Here is a 12,385-nt window from a genome sequence, read left to right as displayed (position 1 = left end):
CTGGAACACTGGGCAATCCTTATGGCAATAGTAACTGTAATAACACCCCGAATGTCGTTGCAGATGATGGGCTGTGTTATCTCAACACCCAAGCGCTGATCGGAATTGTGCCTGAAACCGAAACCATTTCAGCGATGGGTCGCGGTACATTCAAACTCAGTGACACCTTCAATGCGATTGGGGAATATATTTACTCGCATAATGAAGTCACTACCTCCATTGCCCCTGATGTTTATAGTCGCTCAGTAACCCTCCCCAAAACCAGCCCTTACTATCCAGGGGCAGGTATTACCCCTGCTGTAGATGGTTTAAGTGGTGACCCACTGCAATTATATTTACGCTCCCAAGCGGGTAACCGTGTTTCGCAATCGGTGAATGAATCACATCGTGCCTTTGTGGGCATTGAGGGTGAAGCCTATGGATGGGACATCAACGGGGGTGTGACCTATGCTAAAAGTGAAGCAACTGACAGTTTTGTCAGCGGTTATTTAAACCGCAGTAAGTTACAAGCCGCTTTAGATGATGGCTCGATTAACCCATTTGGTGCCAGTGCGGACTCAAGTTTATGGAACTCATTTTCAGTCAGTGGTGAATCGAATGTCGCATCTTTAGATTCCACCACAGTCGATCTAACCGTAAGCCGTCCCATTTATAGCTTACCCGCAGGGGATATTGGTCTAGCTCTCGGTGGCAGTTTCAGTAAGCAAGAATGGGAAGCCAAAGTTAATTCAGACATTGTGAGCCAAGTCCCAGGCAGTGGTATCGACCCAAATAAACCGCTGAGTGAAGGTGACCGTGATATTACGGCCTTCTTTGGTGAGTTACATATTCCAATCACCAAAACTTTAGAGGCTCAACTGGCTGCACGTTACGATGACTACAGTGACTTTGGCGACACCTTTAACCCGAAAATTGCGTTCCGTTGGGAACCATTAAAGCAACTGATGTTCCGTACTTCCTATAGTACTGGTTTCCGCGCACCAAGCTTATACGACATCAACGCACCACAGAGCGAAACCTACACGGGCGCTCGATATGATGACCCTGTGCTGTGTCCAGGGGGTAAAGCGACTTCAACCCAATACCAAACCGAATGTAATGTGCAATTTAAACGCATGCAAGGCGGTTCACCCGATTTACAGCCTGAAGAATCCACCTCCTATACCGCTGGTTTTGTGCTCGAACCGATCAAAAATCTCGTCTTCACTGCCGATTATTACAACATTGAAATTGATGGCCTGATCGACACCATTAGCGATGCCATGATTTTTGCAGACCCAACCAAATATGCAGACCGTTTTGTCCGTGATGCAGATGGTCGAATTAAATACGTCAACACCACACTGGTGAACATGGGGGGCATTAAAACCGAAGGGATTGATTTGACCCTGAACTATTTAACGCCAATGACTGCAACAGGTCGCTTTGGTTTTGGGATTAATGGCACTTACATCATCAAATATGACAAACAAGAAGAAGCAGGTGGAGCTTGGGAAGGCAAAGTCGGAACTTATGATGACCCAGCAATTCTGCGTTGGAAACATGTTGCCAACATTAACTGGAGCTATGAAAACTGGAAGATGATGTTTGAGCAAGAATTCTATCGTGGTTATGACGACCAAAATGCCATTGGTGATGATGCCTATGACCATCACAAAGTCAGTGATTACACCCTCTATAACGTTTCGGGCACCTATAAAGGCTTTAAAAATCTGGAGCTGACTGCGGGGATTAAAAACCTATTTGATGCAGAACCAGCAGCATCAAATGTACTGGATAACTTCCAATACGGTTATGACCCACGCTATAGCGACCCAACGGGACGCGCTTACTTCTTGCGAGGTACCTACAAGTTCTAATTGGCGTTCTGTCCATAGCGTCTTGAACACCTCCAGCAAGACGCTATGAGCAAAACATTTCATCTGTCGTTTAGCCAAACAACAAATGCCGTCAATCCGTCCATCTTTCATGAGCAGCGATGCGTGAACGATTTCTTGTTTGTCTCAAATTTCAGGAGTAACCATGGGCACGAGTTTCACAGCGTTAGAGAACAATTCAGCCAAACGCCTGATTGGTATTGGGGCAGTCATTTTTCTGCATCTGATTATTTTCTATGCCCTTATGGCGGGTTTGTCCAAAACCATGCATAAGCCAGAAGAACAAACGGTGGAATTGATGATTATTCAAGATCAGCCACCCGAACCCGAAAAGCCGAAACCTAAAGAGATTCCTCCCGAGCCACCAGAACTAGTCAAAGAGGTGCTGAAAACACCAGAACCTGAAAAACCAGTAGAAAAAGTTGAGCGTGTACAAAAGACAGCCCCTGTCACACCAACCCAACCCGTTAAAGCAGCAACGCCAACACCTACAGCAGCACCATCGCCAAGCCCTGTGGCAGCACCCGCCCCCGTAGCAGCGGCAGCAACACCTGCACCAGCACCTAAACTTGCTGGGGTAACACGTGGTGTTTCACGTGGAGAAGCGGGTTGCAAATCACCAGATTACCCGCGTGACGCACTGATGAATGAAGAACAAGGTGCGGTCACGATTTCAGTTTTGGTCGGCACCAATGGCAACGTCATTGACACCAAAATCAAAAAATCCAGTGGCAGTAAAAATTTAGACCGTGCGGCATCCAAAGCCTTCAGTCTTTGCAGCTTCAAACCTGCAATGAAAGACGGTGAAGCGCAAGAGTCTTGGTATGACATTCCCTATGAATTTGTCTTGAACTAATGAATGAAACAAAAATTGGAGTATATACATGAATAAAATGATGAATCCTGTAAAAAAAATCGCAACCGCGAGCTTAATAGCAGCAAGCACCCTCCTCCCAATTCATTCGGCATTTGCAGAAGACGCCGCCCCTGCAACCACCACAGCAGTGACATCGAGTGACAGTTCTAACGCACCGCAACCGCCTGCTAAAGCGGAAGCTGCCCCTGCTTACAATCCCTATGGCTTAGAAGCCATGTGGAAAGAAGGAGACATGGTGGCAAAAACTACCCTGTTTATTTTGGTGATGATGTCGATTGGCACGTGGTACATCATGATTACCAAACTGCTGCAACAATCCAAAATTAAGGGACAAGGTCGCAGAGCCGATGCAGAATTTTGGGATGCCAGCACCCTCGAAAGCGCGACAGATAGCTTAGAAAAAGACAGTGTATTTCGTTTTATTGCAGAAAAAGGTATTCATTCCACCAAGAACCATGAAGGGAGTTTATTAGAACGCATTGACTTCAATACTTGGGTGACCATTTCCATTCAACGTGCCATCGACAAAATTCAAAGCCATTTGAGTGGTGGTTTGGCTTTTCTGGCGACCGTTGGTTCAACTGCACCGTTTGTAGGTCTGTTTGGAACGGTCTGGGGAATTTACCATGCACTGACCGCGATTGGCATGTCAGGGCAAGCTTCGATTGACAAAGTTGCAGGTCCTGTCGGTGAAGCGCTCATCATGACGGCAATTGGTCTGGCCGTAGCTGTGCCTGCAGTACTGGGCTACAACTGGTTAAGCCGTCGCAATAAAGCAGTGATGGAAAATGTCCGTACTTTCGGCTCTGATTTACATACTGTTTTACTCAGCGGTGAAATCAGCAGCAACCCAAATCATAAAAAAGTCGTGAATAAATAAAAAGAGGACATCAACCATGGGCATGATGGTCAGTTCAGATGACAATGAAGATGATGTAATAGGAACCATTAATACAACCCCGCTGGTTGATATTATGTTGGTTCTACTGATTATTTTCCTGATTACAGTACCCGTTGCCATACATACGGTCCCCGTAAAATTACCTGAAGAAAAAAACACGCCTTATGCCAACAAGCCTGAAAACATTCAACTGGCGGTGAATAAAAATGGCGATGTGTTCTGGAATGAAAAATATATTGGAGACAAAGCGACTTTATTTACGCGATTACAAGCAGAGGCACAAAAACGCCCACAACCTGAAGTGCATATTCGGGGTGATCAGCTCACCCGCTTTGAAGCAATTGATCAGGTCATCAATACAACCAAACAAGCTGGGATTGGCAAAATCGCTTTTGTGACCACTCCCCCAGCTTCACCATAATCGGGTCAGAAGGAGCAAGTTATGGGTATGAATGTTGGCTCAAATGATGACGATGATGTAATGCTCGATGTCAACATGACACCGTTAATTGATGTGATGTTGGTGTTGATCATTATGTTTATTATCACCATCCCCATTCCCAATAATGCCATCAACATCAATTTGCCAAATGGTACTCCACCACCACAAAGCAATGAAAAACCACCTGAAATCATCAATCTAAAATTAGATGCACAAGGTAACATCTTCTGGAATGATCAGCCTGTAGAGAATAAACAGGCTTTAGAAAGCTTGTTGATGACGGTGGCGAAAAAGTCAGAACAAGATCAAATAAAGCTACAGCCAGACCGTATGACCGAGTACAAACAAGTTGCGATGGTCATGGCGATGGCACAACGTTTGAATATCACTAAAATTGGGATTGAAAGTAACGCATCACTTTAATCTTACCGAAAAAAATCCGCATTTCCTATTATGAGAAATGCGGATTTTTTATTTTTTGCAGCGTATTACATGACTGGAATATCAATCCATAACGCATCTGGGAAATGCTTGGCCAAATAGTCTTTAAGATATTCAGAAGTATCTTTGGAAATTAATGGATCTTGCGATTCGTCATTTAAATTATACGCCAAAGCATATAAAGATAAACCACGTGCTTTCAAGGCTTCCAAGCTGAGTAAGGTATGGTTAATACTACCCAAACGCCCAGAACTAACCAAAATTACAGGAAACTTTTTCTGTTCCAGATAGTCAATTGTCAGTAATTCTGTAGTGAGGGGCACCATTAAACCACCCGCACCTTCCAGCAACACTACTTCAAATTTTTCTGCCAATTGCTGCGTTGCCGCTTCAATCTTGGCAAAATCAATGTCACGACCATCAAGTTTGGTGGCTAAATGTGGTGAAGCAGGATAAGTAAAAATTTCGGGCATGGTCAGTTTGCTTTCGTCTTCTGGCAACCAACCTGTGCCCATAATTTCACGATGTTGCTGAATATCTTCAGAGACATCGACATTGCCCGTCTGAATCAGTTTTTGCGTGATGACCTGCTGACCTTGCTCTTTCCATAACTTCGCCAGATATCCTGTGGTATAGGTCTTACCAATACCTGTATCAATCCCGCTGATAAAATAGATGTCTGCTGTCATGTTGTTCTCCGTGCAATACAATAAATCGGGTGATAGCTGAGTAGGTACCGTGTCTGCCCTTGCTGATCCGTCTCCGAAAATTGCTGATAATCATGATAAAACTGTTGTAGCGAATGCTTGGTCCAACGATGTGAAGTATTGGTTGCCGTCACACCCGTGGCTTTTAAATGCTGTAACACTTGCTTGGGATGTGAGAAATGCAAGGTCTTGATCTGTTCACTCAGATGTAACACCTCAAAACCAGTTTGCGTTAACACCTGTTGCAATTCAGGCAAAGTATAATATTCAAGACCCTGCCCCGTTAAGGCTTTAATTTCTTTTAAGTTCTGCTGTCCAAAAATAGAAAAACAGAAAAAGCCCTCTTGTACCAAAGCGCGTGCTATTTTGCTAAAAACGGCCTGTAAATCGGTCATCCACTGTAAAGCAGAACTGGATGTGACCAAGTTTAATTGTGTGGGAAGTTCAAGCTGCTCTATATCGCCAATTCGCCATTCTATCTGTTGCTGCTGCACAAAATGGTGCTGAACTTCGGCATAAATATCATTCAGAATCAGCTGATCAATCTGCAAATTTTGCAATAACAGATGACTTAAATTGCCAGAACCACAGCCAATCTCCAAGACGCGGGCTTGATGCTGTGTCGGCAGATGCTCCAGCATCAATTGCATCAGATGCTGGCAAATTTGCTTTTGTGCGATGGCATGTTCGGTATAGCTTTGTCCCGCTTGTGCAAAACGCAGCGCCACACGAGACTTATCTATTTGAGATGGATTCAACGCTAAAACTCATAACAAAGCGATAAACTGATCCAGTTCATCTTGCTGAAATTGGGTATTTAAACAGATACGTAAACGCGAACTTTGCACAGGTACCGTAGGTGGACGCACAGGCATAATATAAAAACCTGCCTGCTGTAACTGTGCCGCAGTATCGACCGTTTTTTGCGACTCACCAATAATGACAGGGACAATATGGCTGGTCGACGGACAAGCATACCCTTTTGCTTGTACGGCTTGTTGTAAATAAGCGCTTAATTGTTGTAAATGCTGGCGACTGGCAGTCATCGTAAGCTGTTTCTTGAAGATAAAGTTGGTCCATGCCATACAGATCGGAGGCTGTGCGGTACTGAAGATCAAGGAACGCATACGATTAATCAAAAACTCACGGATAATCGGATGGCAAATTAGATAGCCGCCCACCGATGCCATGGCCTTACCAAACGTCCCGACCAAGAAATCAATCTGCTCGATCACTTGATATTGCTCGGCGCAGCCTAAGCCTTGTTCTCCACGTACACCAATCGCGTGTGCTTCATCCACATACAGCATGACTTTGGCAAATTGTGATTTAATCCGAACCAACTCAGCCAAGTCAGTTTCATCACCATCCATACTAAAAATGGATTCAGTCACCACAATAATCCGATCAAATGCGTCATCTGCATGATATTTCTGCAACAGCTGCGACAGATGCTGTAAGTCATTATGACGATAACGCACATATTTGGCAGAGGAAAGACGAATCCCGTCAATCATACTGGCATGCACCAGTTTATCCGCCAAAATCAGGGTTTTGGCATCGCTGACTGCAGGTAAAATCCCAATATTCATGTGGTAGCCACTGTTAAATAACAGCGCTGCACGACCTACAAAAGCCTGACTTAAACTGGCTTCCAACTGTTCATATTCTGGGAAATTTCCTGTCAGTAAACGTGAAGAAGATGAACTCATCACGCGATGCGCATTTGGTGTTTCATCAAAAAACTGTTCGCGTAAACTAAGATCAGAAGCCAAGCCTAAATAGTCATTGGAAGCCAAATTCAACATACGACGGTGCTGAATTTCAATCCATTTGCCTTGCTGGGTGTTCGAGGTGAATTGACGTAAATTGCCCTGCTGTTTCAGTTCATCCAACTGTACAGCATAATGTGCTAATAAATTCATGCTGCTTCCTCTTGCATATGGCGCACCACATCGACCAATTCAGTCAACAAAGTATCCAGCTGAACTTTTGAAATCACATAAGGCGGCATCACATAAACCAGCTTGCCAAATGGGCGAATCCAGATGCCACGTTTTACAAATTCTTGTTGTAGCGTTTTCATATCAACATTAAAGTTCAGCTCCACCACACCTATCGCGCCCAACACACGCACATCCTGCACATAATTGAGTTGTGCCAATGGCGCAAGATGTTGCTGTAACTGGTTGCCAATACGCTGGATGGTACTTTGCCAGTCTTGAGACACCAATAACTGCGTACTACGTAACGCCACGGCACAAGCCAGTGGATTTGCCATGAAAGTCGGACCATGCATAAACACGCCCGCCTCACCTTTAGAAATGGTTTCCGCCACATGCTTCGAAGTTAAGGTCGCAGACAGGGTCATATAACCGCCTGTTAAACCTTTGCCGATACACATGATATCGGGTTCAACTTGGGCATGCTCCCAAGCAAAGAGTTTGCCTGTACGTCCAAAACCTGTCGCGATCTCATCAAAAATCAGCAGGATGTTATATTTTTCACAGAGCAGTTTGGCTTGACGCAAATATTCAGGATGATAGAAGCGCATGCCTCCCGCACCTTGCACAATCGGCTCAATAATCAAACCCGCAATACGGTGATGATGCTGTTCCAAGGTCTGCGCCAGTTCAGCAATATCAGCAGGATCCCAAGTCTGGTCAAAACCAACTTGCGGTGCAGGAACAAAAATACGGTTCGGTAAACTACTGCCAAAAATTTGATGCATGCCCGTCACAGGATCACACACCGACATGGCATTCCATGTATCTCCGTGATAACCCGAACGCGGCGTAACAAAATTGGTTTTTTCGGTATTGCCCTGTGAAGTCCAATATTGCACCGCCATTTTCAGCGCAACTTCAACTGCAACCGAGCCTGAGTCGGCATAGAAAATTTTATCTAAACTCGGCGGGGTAATCTCTAATAACAGTTTGCCCAGTTCAATCGCAGGATCATGGGTAAAACCACCAAACATAATATGCGACATATTTTGCAGTTGGTCGGTCACCGCCTGATTCAAATCGGGGTGGTTATAACCGTGAATGGCACACCACCATGAAGACATCCCGTCAATCAGTTGACGTCCATCATCCAGTTCAATCACAGCGCCATAGGCTTTTTTGACCTTAAAGGTTGGCAGTGGATTGGTCATAGAGGTGTACGGATGCCAGATATGCTCAAGGTCAAATAAATCGGTCATCCATAACTCCTGTGATGTCGTGTTTTTTTCAATGTGGGCTATCTTAAACCTGCAATTTTGCAAAAAACATTGCGAGAATGGTCATTCCTAGACAGCCTGAACGGGTTGCTTTAAAAAATCTTGAATAATTTGCACAGTTTCTTCAACTTCAAAACATGGAAAGCCATGTGAAACCTGTTCAATCACGACAATTTCTGCTTTTCCTGCAAGTAACTGCTGCATATTTGGAATAATTTCGCAAGGAACCAGTGCATCCTGCTGCGCAAACACATGCAATTGCTGTCCTGTATAATGCGCCAAAGTTTCAGTCAAATTCAACTGCTCTAATAACACTAAACCTTGCTCTAAGAGTGAAACTGATTGTGGTTTAATCATTTTTTGCATTTGAACAAAATCTTTCTTGGCAGAATCTGTACCTTGGCACACCAAAAAACCAAAACGCTTTAAGGTTGCCACAGCATCTTGTTGGAAGGACTGTTTAAACTGAATAAAGGTATCCTCAGACATAGCTGATGACCAAGCCGGCTGCGCGACAAAACACGGATTGGACGCCAAGCTAATCAAGATTTTTTGTTCTGAAAATTGTTGTTCAAGCTGCTGTACTAGCAGTGTGGCAAGCTGTCCACCCAAGGACCAGCCCATAATCACATCAAAACGACGCGCCAGTTCCACATGATGTTGCAAGATTTCAGCATCAAAAGCATTAAAAATATTGATCAGCTCAACAGCATGTCCTTGTTGTTGCAGTTGCTGTTGTAAAGGCGCTAGCAACTGTGTACCGCCACCCCACCCCGTAATCAGTAAAATACTTGCTTTCAACGTTTTGCTCTAAAAATGAAACATTGCACAGGAGTATACCCACTTTTATTTTTATACTGAGCTGCATTTCCTATCATTCTGCAACTGGCAAGTCATGCTTTACAACGCGTGATTTTTATGCGAAAAGCCAGCTCCATTCAAGTTAGATCTGCTGGATTGCACTCATCGCAGCATCAAATTTTCATTCACAGAGCATGACGATAGTTTGCTAAGATCATGTTTCCATCGTATCGAAAAATCAGAAGAAAATGACTTTGCATACCTTGCTCCGTGTCAGTTTGCTTGGCATAACCTGTACCTTCGGCACTTATAGTCTCAGCCATGCCGAAACTTCGGTACTTTCCTCATCAGCATCTAGCCAGAAACAATGGGTGGGGCAACCTGCGCCTAGCTTTAAGTTACAAGATCAAAATGGCAAATGGCACGAATCCAAACAGTATCGCGGTCAGTGGATGGTTTTGTATTTTTACCCAAAAGATGATTCTCCGGGTTGTACTCAAGAGGCCAATCAGTTCAAAGCCTTGTATCCGCAGTTCTTAAAGTCCAATGCTGTAGTGCTGGGGGTTAGTCTGGATGATGTGAAATCGCATCAAAAATTTTCTAACAAATTGGGACTGCCTTTTCCGATTTTGGCAGACCAGAAACAACAGCTTGCAAGTCAGTTCGGGATTGTACGGAATTTTGGCATTGCACAAATTGCCAAACGCGAAACCTTCTTAGTCGATCCGCAAGGCACCATTGTTTATCACTACAGCAGTGTAAATACCAAAACCCATGCCAAACAGGTTCTAGCAGATATTCAAAAATTCTCTAAAAAGTAAAAACATGCAGCATGAAAAAGGTTTTCAAACTGAAGTCTGAAAACCTTTTTTCATTGCATTCTGTGCTTACATTTGCGACTGAATATAATTTTGTAAGCCAATCAATTCAATTAAACGCATTTGCTTTTCTAACCAGTAGGTATGGTCTTCTTCGGTGTCGGACATTTGCTGACGCAACATATCGCGCGTCACATAGTCACCCTTTTCTTCTGCCAGTTTCACACCTTGTGCCAACTTTTCACGCACATGGTATTCCAGCGCCAAGTCTGCTTTTAAACAGGTCACCACGTCTTGACCGACATGAATATCATCACGGTTCATGTTGGGCGTACCCTCAAGGAACAGTACACGACGAATCAGAGCATCGGCATGCGCAGCTTCTTCTTGCATTTCATGATCAATACGCTCGAAGATTTTACTTAACCCCCAATCTTCATACATACGTGAATGAATGAGATATTGATCGCGAGCTGCAAGTTCCCCACCGATCAACATATTTAAATAGTCTACTACTTCTGGATTGCCACGCATCTCATTATACCCCATACCTTTTTGAAATATTATGGCGACATTTAGCCAAGATTGCAAAAGTTAAATTTTGTAAGTTTATGATTTTTATAAAATTAAAATGAGAAACATACGCATTTGCAGTTTAAATTCGCCCATTTTCCACATATAAAATAAGCCTTTGCAGTATTTTGCAGATTAGGACAAAGGCTATTTCATACAAAATTTTGCTTATTTTAAAATTTGTAACTATTTAAAATGGTTCTTATTACACCATGTCTTTAAAACATCACGAAGTTAACAACCATCAAACCATTATTTTTATTATTAAAAAATATAAATTTAATCTCAATTTAGAGCTACTCCCCCACTGTTGCATAGTCAGAGTTAAACAGATCTCCCAATATTTTTGATTGCTAACGTTATCTATATGGGCTAAGAACGTCGTATTTAGCTCGACCCATTTGGCTTTATAAGATACATCAACTTCTGCGTTGCAATGACGCATAAGTTAGATATCTGCTTCTCCTAAGCAAAGACTTTGATCACATTCGCGCTTACACTATGCCCATACCTAAAACAACAACGGTTGATCTATGACAAACTTAGCAACACAAGCACCTGTACTGGTCACAGGTGCCTCGGGTTACATTGCCAGTTGGGTAATTCAAAAATTATTAATCCAAGGCTATACCGTACATGCCACCGTACGTGACCTGAACAAAACGCAAAGCTTCGCACATTTATCTAAAATTGCAGAAAGCAGCACGGGAACACTCAAGCTCTTTAAAGCGAACTTGCTCGAACCCAATTCCTTTAGAGAAGCCATGCAGGGCTGTGAAATTGTGTTTCATATGGCATCACCTTTCGTTGTTACCAACTATAAAGATGCGGTGAAGGACATCATTGAACCTGCTGTTTTAGGTACAGAAAATGTTTTAAACACCGTAAATGAAACAGAATCCGTCAAACGCGTGATTGTCACTTCGAGCATTGCATCGACCTATGGCGATGCCGTGGATATTTTAAAAACTGATCATAATACTTTTGATGAAAGTCACTGGAATACCAGCAGCTCAGAGACCCATCAGCCGTATCCCTATTCTAAAGTAATGGCGGAGCGTAAAGCTTGGGAAATGGCAGAGGCACAAGACCGTTGGCAATTGGTTTGCATTAACCCAGCGTTGGTCTTTGGTCGTTCATTAACACCAAATACGCAATCTGGTTCAATTGAGGTCTTACAACAATTTACCAATGGTTTAACACTCGCGGGGGTTCCGCCCATGTGGAATGGTGTGGTCGATGTTCAAGATGTCGCCGAAGCACACCTACAGGCTGCATTTAACCCCAAAGCAGCTGGTCGTTACATCGTCAGTGGCGATACTTTAAGTTTGCTTGAAATTGGTCAATTACTTAAAGCACATTTTGGTTGGAAGTTTCCATTTCCACGCAATGAATTGCCTAAAGCGGCCTTTAAAGTGATTGGCCCATTGATTGGTTTTAGCCGTGAATTTGTTGAACTGAATATGGGTTACCCGATTTATTTTGATGCGAGCAAGAGCCAAAAAGAATTAGGTTTACAGTATCGCGATGTCAAAGAAAGCTTGATTGAACATTTTCAACAATTGCTCAACGACGGTGTGATCAAGCAATATATTCCTTGAAATAAACAACCAAAGTTTGGCTTAAATATCTCTAGTTATTGAAAAAATGATCTAAGCGGAGTCTTATCAAATTCTCAAACCATTTCATCATTAGCCTGCAGCTGGCCTACTTTTGTTTCGGCAA

General features: G+C 43.4%; 13 protein-coding genes. 7 read left to right on the top strand and 6 right to left on the bottom strand.

Annotation, left to right across the window (positions count from 1 at the left end; all coding sequences use genetic code 11):
- The 5 genes from ACWQ4X_RS16395 to ACWQ4X_RS16375 all read left to right on the top strand — a co-directional run.
- Positions 1-1,859 (top strand): TonB-dependent receptor domain-containing protein (locus ACWQ4X_RS16395; RefSeq protein WP_457904358.1); only part of this gene is annotated, 1,859 nt, incomplete at its 5' end.
- Positions 1,860-2,022: 163 nt separating this feature from the next.
- Positions 2,023-2,733 (top strand): energy transducer TonB, encoded by a 711-nt coding sequence (locus tag ACWQ4X_RS16390; protein ID WP_457904357.1) that lies wholly within the window; start codon positions 2,023-2,025, stop codon positions 2,731-2,733.
- A gap of 28 nt (positions 2,734-2,761) precedes the next feature.
- Positions 2,762-3,634 carry a MotA/TolQ/ExbB proton channel family protein gene (locus ACWQ4X_RS16385; RefSeq protein WP_457904356.1) on the top strand — a complete coding sequence of 291 codons (873 nt, stop codon included), beginning with the start codon at positions 2,762-2,764 and terminating at the stop codon, positions 3,632-3,634.
- Between the two features lie 16 nt (positions 3,635-3,650).
- Positions 3,651-4,076 (top strand): ExbD/TolR family protein, encoded by a 426-nt coding sequence (locus ACWQ4X_RS16380; RefSeq protein ID WP_457904355.1) that lies wholly within the window; start codon positions 3,651-3,653, stop codon positions 4,074-4,076.
- A gap of 21 nt (positions 4,077-4,097) precedes the next feature.
- Positions 4,098-4,520 carry an ExbD/TolR family protein gene (locus ACWQ4X_RS16375; RefSeq protein ID WP_457904354.1) on the top strand — a complete coding sequence of 141 codons (423 nt, stop codon included), beginning with the start codon at positions 4,098-4,100 and terminating at the stop codon, positions 4,518-4,520.
- Positions 4,521-4,585: 65 nt separating this feature from the next.
- On the opposite strand, the gene bioD is transcribed toward ACWQ4X_RS16375, so the two are convergent.
- The 5 genes from bioD to ACWQ4X_RS16350 all read right to left on the bottom strand — a co-directional run bounded on the left by bioD (position 4,586) and on the right by ACWQ4X_RS16350 (position 9,269).
- Positions 4,586-5,227 (bottom strand): dethiobiotin synthase, encoded by a 642-nt coding sequence (bioD, locus tag ACWQ4X_RS16370; RefSeq protein WP_457904353.1) that lies wholly within the window; start codon positions 5,225-5,227, stop codon positions 4,586-4,588.
- Positions 5,224-6,003, bottom strand: coding sequence for a malonyl-ACP O-methyltransferase BioC (gene bioC / locus ACWQ4X_RS16365; protein WP_457904352.1), 780 nt, complete (start codon positions 6,001-6,003; stop codon positions 5,224-5,226). The genes bioD and bioC overlap by 4 nt, the downstream gene beginning before the upstream one ends.
- Before the next feature lie 9 nt (positions 6,004-6,012).
- A complete protein-coding gene (locus ACWQ4X_RS16360) occupies positions 6,013-7,170 on the bottom strand; it encodes an 8-amino-7-oxononanoate synthase (RefSeq protein ID WP_457904351.1) in 1,158 nt (385 codons plus the stop codon).
- Positions 7,167-8,450 carry an adenosylmethionine--8-amino-7-oxononanoate transaminase gene (gene bioA, locus ACWQ4X_RS16355; RefSeq protein ID WP_457904350.1) on the bottom strand — a complete coding sequence of 428 codons (1,284 nt, stop codon included), beginning with the start codon at positions 8,448-8,450 and terminating at the stop codon, positions 7,167-7,169. Before bioA ends, ACWQ4X_RS16360 begins: the two co-directional genes overlap by 4 nt.
- An 87-nt stretch (positions 8,451-8,537) precedes the next feature.
- Positions 8,538-9,269, bottom strand: a complete 732-nt coding sequence (locus ACWQ4X_RS16350) for an alpha/beta fold hydrolase (protein WP_457904349.1) — start codon at positions 9,267-9,269, stop codon at positions 8,538-8,540.
- A 248-nt stretch (positions 9,270-9,517) separates the two neighbouring features.
- On the opposite strand from ACWQ4X_RS16350, the gene ACWQ4X_RS16345 reads away from it, so the two are divergent.
- Entirely contained in the window at positions 9,518-10,090 is a 573-nt protein-coding gene (locus ACWQ4X_RS16345) for a peroxiredoxin (protein WP_457904348.1), read from the top strand.
- A gap of 66 nt (positions 10,091-10,156) precedes the next feature.
- Here the strand turns inward: ACWQ4X_RS16345 and ftn are convergent, their stop codons facing one another.
- A complete protein-coding gene (ftn, locus tag ACWQ4X_RS16340) occupies positions 10,157-10,621 on the bottom strand; it encodes a heteropolymeric bacterioferritin subunit Ftn (RefSeq protein ID WP_100242220.1) in 465 nt (154 codons plus the stop codon).
- 572 nt (positions 10,622-11,193) lie between these two features.
- On the opposite strand from ftn, the gene ACWQ4X_RS16335 reads away from it, so the two are divergent.
- On the top strand, positions 11,194-12,261 hold the full coding sequence (locus ACWQ4X_RS16335; protein WP_457904347.1) for an SDR family oxidoreductase: 1,068 nt from the start codon (positions 11,194-11,196) through the stop codon (positions 12,259-12,261).
- The last annotated feature ends 124 nt before the right edge of the window (positions 12,262-12,385 follow it).

It is taken from the genome of Acinetobacter sp. NigerLNRRAM0016 (genome assembly GCF_054112845.1).
The sequence above is the reverse complement of the archived record's forward strand: the minus strand, read 5'-3'. Positions and strand labels throughout refer to the sequence as shown.